The following is a 13,929-nucleotide window of genomic DNA, read 5'->3' on the forward strand; positions in this document are numbered from 1 at the left end:
CAAACAACAAAACAGAGGACCTGTGCCATGAAACTCATCGCCATATTTCTAGTAGGGCTTATGTCAGTCCTCTCCGGTTGTGCCTCGGTGCAACCCGGTAGTGCGGCATACAGCGAAGAATCCGAATCTGAGCTCTTTCAGCCGGAAACCTTTGAGAGCTACGGCTCTTTTGTGGTCTCTGCTGGCACTGATGCCAAGCCGGTGGACATGCGGCTTTGGTATTCCCGACCCGATCAGATCACACCCGACACACGGGTCATCATGGTGATGCACGGCGGTCGTCGCGACGCCGACAAATACCGTGATTACTGGGGCGCTTACGCAAAACAGTACGGCGTACTGATCGTTGCTCCGGAGATTTCAGACGAAGACTTTCCTACGGGCTGGGGGTATCAGACCGGTAACTGGGTAACGCCGGATTCCGATTCTACAGACGAAACCAAGGGTGAGCGGGTGCCCGTGGAGCAGACCTCCTTTGCTGCCTTTGAACGGGCATTCGATGAACTGAAAAACCACTTCAATCTGGATGCTGAGACCTACGATATCTGGGGCCATGGCAGTGGCGCACAGTTTGTTACCCGCATGATCATGCTGTATCCCCAGGCCCGCATAGGCACGGGCATCGCCGCTAACTCAGGCACATACACTTTCCCGGACTGGACCTTGCCACTGCGTTACGGGTTGAAGAACACCGGTGTTGAGCCTGAGGACCTGAAAGCGTCCTACAAGCATCACCTGGTGATCATGCTGGGCACCGATGATGACGATACCTCTCATCGTCTGCTGAGCCAGCTTGAGATTGCCAGGGCCCAGGGCGCGCATCGCCTCGAGAAGGGTAAAAACTTTTACCGGGTGAACAGGGAACAGGCCGAAAAGCTGAACACGGAATACAACTGGGAGCTGCAAACCGTCTACGGCATTGGCCACAGCGGTCGCAAAATGTCGGAAGCCGGGGCCGAGTACTTGTTGGAGGGTAAGGCTGAGGAGCCATTGTTCACTGACGATATGCAGCTGAACGAGTCCTATCGCTCGGACGGTGATTCCGGAGAAGAAAACGAATTGCTGAAAGGCTCAGACGACGGTGAAGAATCTCCGTTCTGAAGACACCCAACTATGAGCGAAGGGACCACTATGGAAAAGCAAATGCCCCGATCGATTGTACGCCTCGCGCATGGTCGGCTTAGCTATCTGGAAAACGGCAGCGGTACGCCGGTGCTCTTCCTTCACGGCCTTAATGGTAACGGATCGAGCTGGGTTGACCAGCTGTCGGGCCTGGCAGCATCAATGAAGATGTGGGCCTGGGACGCACCGGGCTATGGGCAGTCCGATGTTGCTGGTGATTCGGTTACAGAGCTTGCAAAAGTCGCCATCGAGTTTCTTGAGACCTGTGCCACCAGACCGGTCAATCTGGTCGGGCATTCCATGGGGGGGCTGGTGGCCATGAAAGTAGCCATCATGAAACCCGAGCTCGTGAGGCGACTGGTTCTCTCATGTACGCACCCCGGCCACGGTTTGACAGACGGTGCCAATGAGCGCTACCAGCGCAGGTTGCGTGAACTGGAAGAGCTGCCCAGGGAGGAATACGGCAGGCGACGCGCCAAGGGCATGTTGCCGGATGAAACCAGCGAGGCACTGTTCCAGCGGGTTGCAGCCATTGCGGCCGAATCCCGGCCGGGTGGTGTTGTGAATGCGGCCTGGGCCATCCAGACCGCCAACCTGATACCAGAGCTGGCAAGAATCAAGGCAAAGACTCTGGTCATCACCTGCGACAAGGATTCGGTGGCACCGCTGAAAAAGGCCGAGCCGCTACTGGAGCATATTCCGGATGTCCAACACCTGGAATTGAGTGGCTTGGGCCATGCGCCTTACCTTGAAGACGCGAAGCGTTTTAACGCTGTCGTCTCGGACTTCCTGCTGGGGTCGGGACAACCTGTCATTCAGGCAAAGTCGTAGTCACCGCCTTTCTCCAACGCCTTCTGATAAGCCGGTCTGGCGTGAACCCGTTTCACCCAGCCGGTGATATGAGGGCGGTTTCTGCCGACGATACCTCTGGCTACCGAGGCCTCGAGAGGGAAGCTCATCTGGATATCCGCAGCGCTCAGTTTGTCACCCAGGAACCAGGTATTTTTCGCCAGGTGGCCTTCCACAAAATCCAGATGGGTCTTGATCATCGGGCCGATGAAGATTTCATTGGTTTTGTCTGAAATGCCTTTGGCGACCGGTTTTATAAAGAACGGCATCGGGCTGGTTTTGACCTTTTCAAACACCAGACGCATAACCAGTGGCGGCATCAGTGAACCCTCGGCATAGTGCAGCCAGTAGGTGTAGTCGAGCCAGGCCTGGCCGCCGCTCTCGGGCAGCATCGTGTCTTTGCCGTAGGTGTGGGCCAGGTATTCAATAATGGCGCCGGATTCGGCCACCACCAGATCTCCGTCGGTAATCACCGGAGATTTACCCAGAGGGTGCACCTTTTTGAGGCTTTCTGGCGCCAGCATGGTTTTGGGATCACGCTGGTAATGCTTGATCTCATAGGGCACGCCCAGTTCTTCCAGCATCCAGAGAACGCGTTGTGAGCGGGAATTGTTGAGGTGGTGGACTGTAATCATGCGCAAGCTCCATTCGCATTGAAAAATGATCGGGTGTGAAGAGTAGGCTTCAAACAGCGTTTTGGTTCACCGCTGACGATGATTGAGTGGCTAATGCCGATTGCGCACCGCAAAGCCGTGGCGTTTGAGTTCCTTGAGAATCTCCGGCACCTTGAAGGGCATTAATGTCCGGGTTGTTTTCAGAAGACTGATGGCAAGGTGCATCCGCTTGTACCAGAGCACCTGGCGGATCTTTTTCTTCATGGGGTGATAGCCTTCCAGGTACAACTCCTCAACACGGTCTGCGTTATTGGTGAGGCTGTAGTCGCTCAGATCCAGCGGTACCGCTATGTCGGCGTTCCTGAGTTGCTTGCGGGTGTTGAAATCGATGCCGATGTTGATGGCGTTGGTAATCACATCGAAGGTGTTGTCTGGCTTCGGGTAACGGCTGACATGGCTCAGATCAACTGCCACCGTAATCCCGGCTCCCATTTTCGCCAATGGTGAAATCGGTACGTTCTCAACCAGCCCGCCGTCCACAAGTGTTCGCCCATCGATCTCTACCGGTACAAACAGGCCGGGCACCGCCATGGACGCGCAAACAACATCCGCCAGGTTGCCTTCCCGGAAGATCAGCTGTTCGCCGGTTTCGATATCGGTTGCACAGATTGCCAGCGGAATCTCAGCGTCTTCGATCCGGACATCCCCCAGGTCACGGTGGATCATCTCCCGAATGGCATTGGTGCTGAAAAGGCCGCCACGCTCGAAGGTAAAGTTGATGATTTTCGAGAGGTTCAGGGTCGAGCATATGGAAAGGATAGACTCCGCCGGGCGGCCGAAGGCGTAATAACTCGCGATGAGGGCGCCTGCGCTGGTGCCGGAAATACAGTGAATCCTGATTTGCTCCTCCTCGAAAGCTTTGAGAACGCCGATGTGGGCAATGCCTTTTGCCGCGCCGCCCCCCAGGGCCAGGCCTATCCGGGTGTTAAAGGGGTTGAGTCTCATGGTTCTGGGCCTGTTGCCGTGTTCGAGGAGGTAAAGTCTACCAGAGTAAGTGGCGTGTTTGATTCAGCGTAATGCGAACAAAGTTGGATGTGTGATTACCGGGGGCTTGGTCTGGGTTCCGGAGACAGGTTGGAAATTTTAATTCTTAGAGTTCAAAATATTGGCGTAGCACTTAAGGAGGTAAATTTTCCAACCGACTGCCGCATTTTGCAGTCATAGGAGTCCTCACATTGGGTGACGTCATTAAAGATGATTATCAGACCGACTACGTAGCAGGTCAGGATAATATCGAGAAGTTTGGATTTGATATCCACAACATCGTGTTTCCTCTGACCGCATTCCTGATCGTTGCTTTTGTTGTCGGAACACTCATTTTTCCTTCGGGTGCAAAGGAATTGCTCGATAGCGCCAAGAATGGTGCGATCGCTGTCTTCGACTGGGGCTTTCTTCTCAGTGCAAACCTGTTTGTTCTCTTCTGCCTGGCACTGATTTTCATGCCGGTGGGCAAGATTCGGATTGGTGGGGTTGATGCCAAACCCGAATTCTCCCTGCTCTCCTGGTTTGCCATGCTGTTCGCTGCAGGCATGGGCACGGGGTTGATGTTCTGGTCGGTTGCAGAGCCGGTTGCCTATTACACCGACTGGTATGGAACGCCGCTTGGCGTTGAGCCTAACACCGCAGAAGGTGCGCGCCTGGCGATGGGGGCAACCATGTACCACTGGGGCCTGCATCCCTGGGCGATTTACGCGATTGTCGGGCTATCATTGTCTTTCTTCGCCTTTAACAAGGGCCTGCCGTTAACCATACGCTCTGCGTTTTTCCCGATACTCGGGGACAAGGTCTGGGGTTGGCCGGGGAACGTGATCGATACTGTGTCCGTTCTGGCAACGATCTTTGGTCTTGCGACCTCGCTCGGCTTTGGTGCCCAACAGGCGGCATCGGGTATTTCCTACCTGTTCGATATTGAGGGAGGTCTGAATATTCAGGTGGGCGTCATTGCCGGCGTTACGGCCGTTGCCACCTTCTCTGTGATTCGAGGCATTCACGGCGGTGTCCGGATTTTGAGTAACGCCAATATGGTGATGGCAGGGTTGCTGCTCTTGTTTGTCATCTTTGCCGGCCCCACGCTTGCTGTATTCCAGTGGCTGTGGGATACGTCTGTGTCTTACGCCTCCAACATGGTTGCACTCAGCAATCCGTTTGGCCGCGAAGAAGATACCACCTGGTTCCACGGCTGGACTGTATTCTATTGGGCCTGGTGGATCTCCTGGTCACCGTTCGTGGGTATGTTTATCGCCCGTGTGTCCCATGGCCGCACGGTACGTGAATTTGTCACCGCCGTGCTGATCATTCCGACCATCATCACGCTGTTCTGGATGAGCGCCTTCGGTGGCGGCGCGCTCCATCAGGTTCAGAACGACATTGGGGTGCTGGCGTCCGAGGGGCTGACCGATGTATCGCTGGCCATGTTCCAGGCACTAGAGAATATTTCTCTTTCGGGGATTACCTCTTTTATCGGGATTACGCTGGTGCTGACCTTCTTTGTGACCTCTTCAGATTCGGGTTCGCTCGTGATTGATAGCATCACGTCAGGTGGCAAGACCGACGCCCCGAAAGCTCAGCGTATTTTCTGGGCAGTTATTGAAGGTTCGATTGCCGGTGTGCTGTTGTTTGTGGGCGGAAAGGAAGCGCTGAGCGCCTTGCAGGCCGGCGCCCTGAGTGTTGGGCTGCCCTTTACCCTGGTGCTGTTGGTGATGATGTATAGCCTGTTCAAGGGCCTTCATCACGAACGCCGCTTGCTGATCGCGGAAGGTAAGATGTAAATGGCAGGCTGCCCCCTGCAAACCCTCCTACGACGTCAAAGGCCCCTCACCGAAGGGGCCTTTGTATTTTCCGGATTCTGTCCCCATATAAACAGAAAACAGACAAAGCAGGAGATCGGAAATGACGGCACCAACTCTGAAGGAACAACTGAGCAGTGCGGTAAAAGAGGCAATGCGGAACAAGGATAAAACCCGGCTTGTTACCCTGCGCATGGCCCAGTCTGCGGTGAAGCAGATCGAGATTGACGAACGCCGCGAGCTCAACGACGAGGATGTTCTTAAGGTGCTGGACAAGATGCTCAAACAGCGCCGCGACGCCGCGAGCCAGTATGATGACGCCGGCCGTGAAGAGTTGGGCGACAAAGAGCGTGCTGAAATGGTGATCATTGAGGAGTTCATGCCCGCGGCCCTGAACGAGGATGACCTGGATGGGTTGATCCGAATGGCCATCAGTTCAACCGACGCCCAGGGGATGCAGGATATGGGCAAAGTGATGAACGAGCTCAAGCCTCAAGTGCTTGGTCGGGTTGAAATGGGCCATCTGAGCAAGAAGGTGAGGTCCGCTTTGGCGGGTTGATTCTGATTCGCCCCCGTCTGGCCGAGACTGGCGGGGGTTGCAAACTGACTACTATTTGGTTAATTTAAATCGTGCACAAGGTAATCGCGAGCAAGTTAAATGTCAGAGCATGAATCTTCAGATCAATCGATTCCCGGCGCAGATCTGCTGACACTGGATCGGCAGATGTGTTTTGCCCTCTATTCCGCGTCTTTAGCCATGACCAAACTGTACAAGCCGCTACTGACCGAGCTTGGGCTGACCTATCCGCAGTACCTGGTAATGCTGGTGTTGTGGGAGAAGGATGGTATTCGGGTGTCGACCCTCAAGGAGCGTTTATTTCTGGATTACGGCACTCTGACGCCCCTCGTCAAACGGCTTGAGAAACACGGGTTACTGGTTCGCCAGCGTTCACCGGAGGATGAGCGGCAGGTGATCGTTCGCCTCACGGAGAAAGGCCGGAGTCTCCAGCAAGCAGCAGTCGGGGTACCGCAGCGGGTAGCCAGTGCATCTGGTTGTTCACTGGCCGAACTGGAGGGTTTGAAGACCGAGCTCTGTGCATTGAGAAACCGCTTGCACAGTCATCTGGATACTCATCTTGCAGAGAGTGCCTGAACAGGCATTCCTGTTTAAATCCAAAGCAGAGAGGAAAGCGTTATGTCTATCGAACAAGTGTTGTATAGAGCCCATGCAGAAGCAACCGGTGGTCGTGACGGCCGGGCCATTTCTTCAGACGGTATTCTCGATGTCGAGCTGGCAACGCCGAAAGAAATGGGCGGTGCCGGAGGCAAGGGAACCAACCCGGAGCAGCTGTTTGCCGCAGGTTACTCTGCCTGCTTCATCGGCGCGATGAAGTTTGTAGCCGGTCGTGACAAGCTTAAGATGCCGGAAGATGCTTCCATCGAAGGTGTTGTTGGCATTGGCCAGATTCCCAATGGGTTTGGCATCGAGGTGGAACTGCGCATCAGCCTGCCCGGTATGGATGATGCCGAGGCCAAGAAGCTGATCGATGAAGCTCACAAGGTTTGCCCTTACTCCAACGCAACCCGTGGCAACATTGATGTAACACTGAACCGGGTGGACTGATACCCGGTTGGTAGAGTCAGGCTCTGCTTCTGGATCTACCAATCGAGCCTGAGGCTGGCCAGCAGCGCCTCACCCAGGCTCAGATCCACCGTGCCCGTGTTCAGGTCCTCATACCGGACACGGGTATCCACACTGGCGCCTACGCCAACAACCACTGCCGGCCAGGCTCCGCCTCCGTCGTGAATCCGGTACGTCAGTTCTGTTCTCCACTCTTCTAAATAGAGCGCGCTTTCAATTTCCCTGGCCTTATCCAGCGTGGCCCATCGATCTCCGTTTCGCTCTACCCGAAACTCCCAAAGCTGCACGGGGCTTTGCCATTGGATCAAAACCGGCAGATCGAACAACCAGTGCCCACGTTCGTTGCTCTGTTGCCAGCGTACCCTGGGAAGCCATCGGAAAGATCCGAAGCGATGGTCACCGCCGATGCCGAAGCTGAGGTCGCTGGTCTCATCCAGGGCCCGGAACAGGGCCATACGGCCGTTTATCATATCACTGTGGAAGTCTTGGTACTTGAACATGTTGGAGGTGCCGGCAATGCCGGCCTGTGCTTCCAGGCGGTAAAGCTGATGCTGCCATTCACCACCGAAGGTTAACCGATGCAGGTGCCCGTTGTGGGCCGGGTCGCCGGTGCGGATGCGTAGTGGCTGGTAATCGTAATCGATACCGAAAGTGCCGGCAGAGCCCTGTTTTTGCCAGCCGAGCCCGCGCTGCAAACGGGTCACCTCGTTGGCAGATGGCTGATTCTCCGGCCAATCGTAGGGCTGCCATTGCCGATAGAGCAGGTAAACGTTGTTTGAGGCCTGCACCACGCATGGCAGCGCGAGAGAGACGAAAAGAAGCGGGGCCAGAAGGATAAACCGGGATGTGGCCAAACGCCTGATTCGATAACAGCGCCCTGATTTCACCATGCGTTGCCTCTTGCCAAGCCTGTGAATTGCGCGATCTATGCCCTACTATTTTAGCGTCAGATTCTTCAGTCGCTGCGATTTTCAGGAGCCTATGTCCGACAAAGAGTTACGCACCCGATCCGACAAACAGGCGATCGATCAGTTCATCAACGAGGTTCGCACGCTGCCTAAACAGGGCGGCGGGCGGGGGCGGCTGATTTTCGCGCTGGACGCGACCGCAAGCCGGGAAGCAACCTGGGACCAGGCCTGCCATCTGCAGTGCGAGCTGTTTATGGCAACCCGCGATCTGGGCGGGCTGGCCATTCAGCTCTGTTACTATCGAGGCTTTGGCGAGTTCAAGGCCACGGGGTTTGTGACCGAGACCGGCCAACTGCTGAACCTGATGAACGGCGTTTCCTGCCTGGGCGGCCGTACCCAGATCAGCCGGGTATTGGCCCATGCGGTGAAGGAGACCCGCGCAAAGCCGGTCAAGGCGGTGGTGTTTATCGGAGATTGCTGCGAGGAACCGGTGGATGAGCTTTGCCATACCGCCGGGGAGTTGGGCATGCTGCGCACGCCGGTGTTTATGTTCCACGAGGGCAACGATGCCCATGCCAGAGCGGTCTTCCAGCAGGTGAGCAAGCTGTCTGGAGGCGCATACGCGCCATTCGATCGTAACAGTCCTCAGGTTCTGAAGGATCTTATGGCGGCGGTTGCGGTCTATGCTTCCGGGGGAGCGAAGGCGTTGCAGGACTTTTCCAGCCGTAGCTCTCCTGAAGTGAAGCGCCTGACCAAGCAGATCCGGTAGCGCTGCTAGACATCCACTGAGGGGCCTGTAAGCCCGGAGTAACCGAGTGCCATTAACGCTTGTTGCCATCGTTGTTGCGGTTGTTGCCTGGATCTGGTTGCGTAACCAGCCGGCCAGCCAGCGCAATGCCGCCATTCTCAAGCTTGCTTTGTTGGCGGGTATCGGCGTAGTGGTGTTGCTGGCTGCGACCGGCCGCCTGCATTTCCTGTTCGCAGGGCTGGCATTTCTTTATCCACTGTTGCGTCGCTTGCTGCCCTCCCTGTTGCGCGGAGGGCTTGGTGGTATGGCGGGTGGTACCAAGGCCAAATCTGGCAACCAGTCCCATGTGTCCAGCGATATTCTGGAAATGACTCTGGACCACGACTCAGGAACCATGAGCGGCAAAATCATCAAAGGCCCGATGGAAGGGAGAGAGCTGGCAGACTTGAGCGAAACCGAGTTCCTTGAACTACTACGCTATTGCCGCGGCCAGGATGAGGATTCCGCCCGCCTCCTTGAAACCTACCTGGATCGCCGGTTCGGAGACTCCTGGCGAGCAGACGATGCTGCTGCCTCTGAAAACGATCAGTCGGGCGATAATGGCAATACTAGCGGCCCGCTTAACGAGAGCGAAGCGCTAGACATTCTGGGGCTCGAGCCGGGGGCAAGTCGAGAAGAAATCATCAAAGCCCATCGGCGGATGATGCAGAAGCTGCACCCGGACCATGGTGGCAGCAATTATCTGGCGGCACGTATCAATGAGGCTAAAGAGTGCCTGTTGGGCTGACTTTCTCGGATGATGTGGCCTTCTGCTTATCAGACGCCGATTTCTTTTGTGGCGGTTGCCGCCGCTTCCGGGCTGCCGGGGTTGGCGGTGCCGGCTCGTTGCGCAGGTAGGCTCCCGGTGCGGGCTCTATCAGGGGCAGATTGCCCTCTCCGGGAGTGCGTGCACTCACTTGGCCGCCACTGAACTGTTCAGCCCAGGCTACCCAGTCTGGCCACCAGGAACCTTCGAACTGCTCGGCACCTTTCAGCCATTCCTCCGGGTTGGATGGGTTGTCTTCGTTCAGGCGATAACCGTACTTCTTCTTCTCGGGCGGATTGATGATGCCAGCGATGTGTCCTGAGCCGCCAAGCACAAAACGCAGTGGGCCGCCCAGGTTACTTGCGCCTTTGTAGCAGGAGACCCAGGGTGCGATGTGGTCCTCAATGGCGGATGCGAAGTAGCTGGGAATCTTCACCTTTCTCAAGTCGATCGGCGTGCCCGCCAGGGAAATGCCACCGGGTTCACGCAGCCGGTTGTTCAGATACATGTTGCGCAGGTAAAAACTGTGCATGGCCGCTGGCATGCGAGTGGCGTCCGAGTTCCAGTACAGCAGGTCAAAGGGGGCCGTGTCGCGGCCGAGAAGGTAATTATTGACGAAAAACGACCATATCAGGCTGTTGGCCCGCAGCATGTTGAAAGCCGTTGCCATGGAGGCGCCCTCAAGATAGCCCTGTTTGTTCATGGCCTTCTCGATTTTGGCGATTGAGTCCTCGTCGATGAAGACAGCCAGATCTCCGACGTCCGAGAAATCCATCATGCTGTTAAGAAACGTCGCGCTTTTTACGCGATCATCCCCGCGAGCAGCCAGCCAGGCCAGAGTGCAACCCAGCAGGGTGCCGCCGATGCAGTAGCCGACAGTATTGATTTCTCGCTCACCCGTCGCTTGCTCAATGGCTTCCATGGCGGCAACCGGACCTTCGAGCATGTAATCCTCAAAGGTTTTGTGTGCCAGCTCTGGACCGGGATTCACCCAGGAAACCACAAACACGGTGTGCCCCTGTTCCACCCAATAACGAATGAAGGATTTTTTCTCGCCAAGATCGAGGATGTAGTACTTGTTGATCCAGGGCGGTATCACCAGCAAAGGCCGGCGATGGACGGTCTCGGTGGTCGGCCGGTATTGGATGAGTTGCATCAGATCGTTCTGGAACACCACGTCGCCGGGTGTGTTGGCAAGGTTGTCCCCCACCTCGAAGGCGTCCGGGTCGGACATGCGGAAAGGCATGGGGCCCTTGCCTTCGTCCAGATCGCGAAGCAGATTTGCCAGGCCTCGCAGCAGGTTCATTCCCCGTGTCTTGACGGTTGTGCGTAATACTTCCGGATTGCTCAGAATGAAGTTGCGCGGGGCGAGGGCATCGGTCATCTGGCTGGTGAAAAAACGGACTTTCTGTCTATCGTGTTCGTCCATATCCCGGACATCGTCAATAGTGTCCATAACCCAGCGAGTTGACAGTAAGTAGGCCTGCTTGACGGCGTTGAAGGCTATGACGTCGTTCCAGGCCTGATCCCGGAAGCGGCCGTCGCCGGGCTCCGGCTCGGCTACAGTCAATGGTTTCTTGCCTATACCGCTGGCCAGCAGGCCAGACCAGAACAGACTGGTGTCCTTTAGCAGTCGCATCTGCGCAAAGAGAAGCGTGTCAGGCTGGGTTGCAAGTTTGCCGGTCAGGGTGACAAAGGGTTTTGTCATGCTCCCGACGCTGGCCGGATTCGGCGGGCCACCGCGCAAACGGCGCATTATGGAGCGCTTGAGCAGGTGGCCACCATGGACACCCACTCGTGCCAGAGAGCGGCTTACCACATTGGGTTCGAAGTCAGGCGTTGATTGCTTTTTTATTGGTTTATCAGCCATTTTTTCGCCTTCTGCCTTTCACGTGTTACATGTAAACGCCGCCGTTAACGTTGATCTGCTGGCCGGTAATGTAATCCCCCTCTGCGGCCAGAAAAACCACGGCGCGGGCAATTTCCTCCGGTTTGCCAAACCGGCCCATGGGAACCCGGGCAATGATCTGTTCGCGGATGTTCTCTGGAACCTGAGCCAGCATTTCGGTTTCTGTGAAGCCCGGGGCAATGGCGTTGACCGTAATGTTGTACTTGGCCATTTCCAGTGCGAGGGTCTTGGTAAACGCGATAATGCCGCCCTTACTGGCCGCGTAGTTGGCTTGCCCGAAGTTGCCGGCCTGCCCGACAAAGGAAGTGATGTTGATGATGCGACCGTATTTCTGATCCATCATGATCTTCAATACTTCGGAGCAGGTGGCGTAGACGCTGCCCAGGTTGGTGTCGAGGACGTCGTTCCAATCGTCGTCGGTAAGCTTTTTCATGGATTTGTCTTTGGTGATGCCGGCGTTGTTCACCAGGATGTCTATGCGGCCCCACTGATCCTGAACCTGACGGACCAGGCTGCGCGCTTCCGGCATTTTGGACAGGTCTGCTTTGAAGGAAAGTGCCCGGACGCCAGTTGCCTCAATTTCCCTGGCAACCTCTTCTCCTTCGGACTGGCGGGAGCGGTAGTTGATGGCGACGTCGGCGCCGCGTTGAGCAAGTTGCAGTGCGATGTGACGACCGATACCGCGTGAGGCACCGGTTACCAGGGCGACCTTGCCCTTGAGATCCTGCATGAAACCCTCCCTGGAGCGGTAGTCCGCTCTGATTGTTATTCCTTATTATTGATCACCTCATTCAAGCTAGCAGAGCACCTGAATCGCGACAAGAAAATGTGACGCCTGTCACGCATTGCGAATGAATGTCTTTAGTCGCGGCGCAATGGATCCGCGCCATTGGCTGCCGTTGAAGACACCGTAGTGGCCAACCCCCTCTTGCAGGTGGTGCAGCCGTCTGGCGTCCGGAATATTCACGCATAGGTCGTGAGCAGCGCGGGTCTGCCCGGGGCTGGAAATGTCGTCCTTCTCGCCTTCAATCGTCATCAGTGCTGTTTTTTCGATAGCCGCCGGATTCACTTTTCGGCCCCGGTGCATGAAGCAGCCCCGGGCAAGGTGAAATTCTTGGAAGACACGCTGGATAGTGTCCAGGTAATAGGTGGCCGGAAGATCCATGACCGCGAGGTATTCGTCATAGAATTCACGATGACGTCTGATCTTTTCGACTTCCTTGTCACGCATGGACTTGAACAGGCCCCGGTAGGCATCAACGTGGCGGTCGAAGTTCATGTTCACGAACCCGGTCAGTTGCAGAAAGCCGGGATAAACTTTCCGCATGGCTCCTGGATAGGGCGCGGGTACCGGGTGAACCAGGTTGCGCCGGAACCAGGCGAGATTGTGTTTGGTGGCCAGTTCGCAGGGTGCGGTGGGATCAATGCGTCCGTCGATGGGGCCGCTCATGAGGGCCAGCGAGCGCGGTGTCGCCGGGTTTTTATCTTCGGCCATGAGGGCGGTGGCTGCGAGCACCGGCACTACGGGCTGGCAAACTGCCAATACATGGGTGTCTGGCCCAAGCTGTTCAATAAAATCGATTACATAGTCGATATAGTCGTCCAGTCCAAAATCGCCAGCGGACAGAGGGACTCGGCAGGCATCGCGCCAGTCGGTGATGTAGACGTCGTGGTCTGGCAGCATTTCCTTCACAGTGCCACGCAGCAGTGAGGCAAAGTGCCCGGACAAGGGCGCAACGATCAGGAGTTTCGGGTCATCGGGGCGGGATACGCTGCGCTGGAAATGCTTGAGTTGGGCAAAGGGTTTGCGTTTGACGATGACTTCAGTGATGTCGACCTCCTCCCCATCGCACACTGTTGTGTGCAGATTGAAGGCCGGTTTCGGGTAGCGTCGAGTCAGATCGCCGAACACACCGTAGGCCGAAGCAATACTGCGAGCGCCCGGCAAGCGGGACAGGGGGCTGAGAGGATGCCTGAGCAATTTGCTCTGTGTGTCTGTCATCATGCGCAAGGGCATCAGCGCAGCGCGGCTCATTTCATGGGCAAAATACATCATGATACTGTCCTGCTTGAGTTATGGAGTCCGGAAGTCAACGCAAAACTTAACAGCCATCGATTTCCGCGCTCGATCTTTGATACCCGATGCTGATAAAGATCCGGGCGAAACAGATACAATCTTCCAAAAAGGTTGAAAATGTTCTTGTCGCAGATGAATTCGCCACCGGCTTTGGGTTTGGCCAGAACCCAATTGAGTTTGTAGAGCCGGCCCTCGGAAATCATGTCCACGTGCGGCCCTACCTTGTGGCCTTCTGGATATCGGACCAGGTATATATTCAGGCGTCTGGAATTAAAGAGAATCCGGGTTCTTACTTTTGCAGGCATGGTAGTGGCATACGCTCTTGCAGAGTCACTAGCAGCAGTTTGCGCGCTATGCTGCGCGTTGGTCAATTATGGCCGGGAACTTGCTCATACAAAGATGAGGATTT

General features: G+C 56.0%; 15 protein-coding genes. 8 read left to right on the plus strand and 7 right to left on the minus strand.

Annotated elements, in window-relative coordinates; translation table 11 throughout:
* Positions 1-27: 27 nt before the first annotated feature.
* Together A8B84_RS06010 and A8B84_RS06015 are read left to right on the plus strand one after the other, a co-directional pair.
* Positions 28-1,101: a hypothetical protein gene (locus A8B84_RS06010; protein ID WP_064227772.1), complete on the plus strand. Its 1,074-nt coding sequence runs from the start codon at positions 28-30 to the stop codon at positions 1,099-1,101.
* Between the two features lie 42 nt (positions 1,102-1,143).
* The gene (locus A8B84_RS06015; RefSeq protein ID WP_227512689.1) at positions 1,144-1,953 is read left to right on the plus strand and encodes an alpha/beta fold hydrolase; all 810 of its coding nucleotides are present in this window, start codon (positions 1,144-1,146) and stop codon (positions 1,951-1,953) included.
* Here the strand turns inward: A8B84_RS06015 and A8B84_RS06020 are convergent.
* The gene (locus A8B84_RS06020) at positions 1,938-2,606 is read right to left on the minus strand and encodes a glutathione S-transferase family protein (protein WP_064227774.1); all 669 of its coding nucleotides are present in this window, start codon (positions 2,604-2,606) and stop codon (positions 1,938-1,940) included. The genes A8B84_RS06015 and A8B84_RS06020 overlap by 16 nt on opposite strands.
* A 90-nt stretch (positions 2,607-2,696) precedes the next feature.
* Complete coding sequence (locus A8B84_RS06025; RefSeq protein ID WP_064227775.1) at positions 2,697-3,590, minus strand: patatin-like phospholipase family protein; 894 nt, start codon at positions 3,588-3,590, stop codon at positions 2,697-2,699.
* A gap of 230 nt (positions 3,591-3,820) precedes the next feature.
* On the opposite strand from A8B84_RS06025, the gene A8B84_RS06030 reads away from it, so the two are divergent.
* The 4 genes from A8B84_RS06030 to A8B84_RS06045 all read left to right on the plus strand — a co-directional run bounded on the left by A8B84_RS06030 (position 3,821) and on the right by A8B84_RS06045 (position 7,055).
* The gene (locus A8B84_RS06030; RefSeq protein WP_064227776.1) at positions 3,821-5,413 is read left to right on the plus strand and encodes a BCCT family transporter; all 1,593 of its coding nucleotides are present in this window, start codon (positions 3,821-3,823) and stop codon (positions 5,411-5,413) included.
* A gap of 121 nt (positions 5,414-5,534) precedes the next feature.
* A complete protein-coding gene (locus tag A8B84_RS06035) occupies positions 5,535-5,990 on the plus strand; it encodes a GatB/YqeY domain-containing protein (RefSeq protein ID WP_064227777.1) in 456 nt (151 codons plus the stop codon).
* Between the two features lie 99 nt (positions 5,991-6,089).
* Positions 6,090-6,584, plus strand: a complete 495-nt coding sequence (locus A8B84_RS06040; RefSeq protein ID WP_064227778.1) for a MarR family winged helix-turn-helix transcriptional regulator — start codon at positions 6,090-6,092, stop codon at positions 6,582-6,584.
* Between the two features lie 42 nt (positions 6,585-6,626).
* Positions 6,627-7,055 carry an organic hydroperoxide resistance protein gene (locus A8B84_RS06045; RefSeq protein ID WP_064227779.1) on the plus strand — a complete coding sequence of 143 codons (429 nt, stop codon included), beginning with the start codon at positions 6,627-6,629 and terminating at the stop codon, positions 7,053-7,055.
* 35 nt (positions 7,056-7,090) lie between these two features.
* On the opposite strand, the gene A8B84_RS06050 is transcribed toward A8B84_RS06045, so the two are convergent.
* Positions 7,091-7,963 (minus strand): hypothetical protein, encoded by an 873-nt coding sequence (locus A8B84_RS06050; RefSeq protein ID WP_064227780.1) that lies wholly within the window; start codon positions 7,961-7,963, stop codon positions 7,091-7,093.
* Positions 7,964-8,054: 91 nt separating this feature from the next.
* Here A8B84_RS06050 and A8B84_RS06055 point away from each other — a divergent pair, with 91 nt between their 5' ends.
* Positions 8,055-8,750 (plus strand): hypothetical protein, encoded by a 696-nt coding sequence (locus A8B84_RS06055; RefSeq protein WP_064227781.1) that lies wholly within the window; start codon positions 8,055-8,057, stop codon positions 8,748-8,750.
* A 283-nt stretch (positions 8,751-9,033) separates the two neighbouring features.
* Positions 9,034-9,516 (plus strand): DnaJ domain-containing protein, encoded by a 483-nt coding sequence (locus A8B84_RS06060; protein WP_413772183.1) that lies wholly within the window; start codon positions 9,034-9,036, stop codon positions 9,514-9,516.
* Here the strand turns inward: A8B84_RS06060 and A8B84_RS06065 are convergent.
* From A8B84_RS06065 to A8B84_RS06080, 4 genes are all read right to left on the minus strand, one after another.
* Positions 9,494-11,404, minus strand: a complete 1,911-nt coding sequence (locus A8B84_RS06065) for a PHA/PHB synthase family protein (protein ID WP_064227783.1) — start codon at positions 11,402-11,404, stop codon at positions 9,494-9,496. The genes A8B84_RS06060 and A8B84_RS06065 overlap by 23 nt on opposite strands.
* 25 nt (positions 11,405-11,429) lie before the next feature.
* Positions 11,430-12,173, minus strand: a complete 744-nt coding sequence (gene fabG, locus A8B84_RS06070; RefSeq protein WP_064227784.1) for a 3-oxoacyl-[acyl-carrier-protein] reductase — start codon at positions 12,171-12,173, stop codon at positions 11,430-11,432.
* Between the two features lie 108 nt (positions 12,174-12,281).
* The gene (locus tag A8B84_RS06075; RefSeq protein ID WP_064227785.1) at positions 12,282-13,499 is read right to left on the minus strand and encodes a polyhydroxyalkanoate depolymerase; all 1,218 of its coding nucleotides are present in this window, start codon (positions 13,497-13,499) and stop codon (positions 12,282-12,284) included.
* Positions 13,496-13,825 carry a 2OG-Fe(II) oxygenase gene (locus A8B84_RS06080; protein ID WP_064227786.1) on the minus strand — a complete coding sequence of 110 codons (330 nt, stop codon included), beginning with the start codon at positions 13,823-13,825 and terminating at the stop codon, positions 13,496-13,498. The genes A8B84_RS06075 and A8B84_RS06080 overlap by 4 nt, the downstream gene beginning before the upstream one ends.
* Between the last annotated feature and the right edge of the window lie 104 nt (positions 13,826-13,929).

It is taken from the genome of Marinobacter sp. EhC06, assembly GCF_001650915.1.
GTDB lineage: Bacteria > Pseudomonadota > Gammaproteobacteria > Pseudomonadales > Oleiphilaceae > Marinobacter.

Bases quoted from the DNA above. Each gene is read 5' to 3' on its own strand.
- fabG (WP_064227784.1), bottom strand. From the start codon at position 12,173: ATGCAGGATCTCAAGGGCAAGGTCGCCCTGGTAACCGGTGCCTCACGC.
- A8B84_RS06080 (WP_064227786.1), bottom strand. From the start codon at position 13,825: ATGCCTGCAAAAGTAAGAACCCGGATTCTCTTTAATTCCAGACGCCTG.
- A8B84_RS06065 (WP_064227783.1), bottom strand. From the start codon at position 11,404: ATGGCTGATAAACCAATAAAAAAGCAATCAACGCCTGACTTCGAACCC.
- A8B84_RS06015 (WP_227512689.1), top strand. From the start codon at position 1,144: ATGCCCCGATCGATTGTACGCCTCGCGCATGGTCGGCTTAGCTATCTG.
- A8B84_RS06060 (WP_413772183.1), top strand. From the start codon at position 9,034: ATGGCGGGTGGTACCAAGGCCAAATCTGGCAACCAGTCCCATGTGTCC.
- A8B84_RS06055 (WP_064227781.1), top strand. From the start codon at position 8,055: ATGTCCGACAAAGAGTTACGCACCCGATCCGACAAACAGGCGATCGAT.
- A8B84_RS06040 (WP_064227778.1), top strand. From the start codon at position 6,090: ATGTCAGAGCATGAATCTTCAGATCAATCGATTCCCGGCGCAGATCTG.
- A8B84_RS06035 (WP_064227777.1), top strand. From the start codon at position 5,535: ATGACGGCACCAACTCTGAAGGAACAACTGAGCAGTGCGGTAAAAGAG.
- A8B84_RS06010 (WP_064227772.1), top strand. From the start codon at position 28: ATGAAACTCATCGCCATATTTCTAGTAGGGCTTATGTCAGTCCTCTCC.
- A8B84_RS06025 (WP_064227775.1), bottom strand. From the start codon at position 3,590: ATGAGACTCAACCCCTTTAACACCCGGATAGGCCTGGCCCTGGGGGGC.
- A8B84_RS06050 (WP_064227780.1), bottom strand. From the start codon at position 7,963: ATGGTGAAATCAGGGCGCTGTTATCGAATCAGGCGTTTGGCCACATCC.
- A8B84_RS06045 (WP_064227779.1), top strand. From the start codon at position 6,627: ATGTCTATCGAACAAGTGTTGTATAGAGCCCATGCAGAAGCAACCGGT.
- A8B84_RS06020 (WP_064227774.1), bottom strand. From the start codon at position 2,606: ATGATTACAGTCCACCACCTCAACAATTCCCGCTCACAACGCGTTCTC.
- A8B84_RS06075 (WP_064227785.1), bottom strand. From the start codon at position 13,499: ATGATGTATTTTGCCCATGAAATGAGCCGCGCTGCGCTGATGCCCTTG.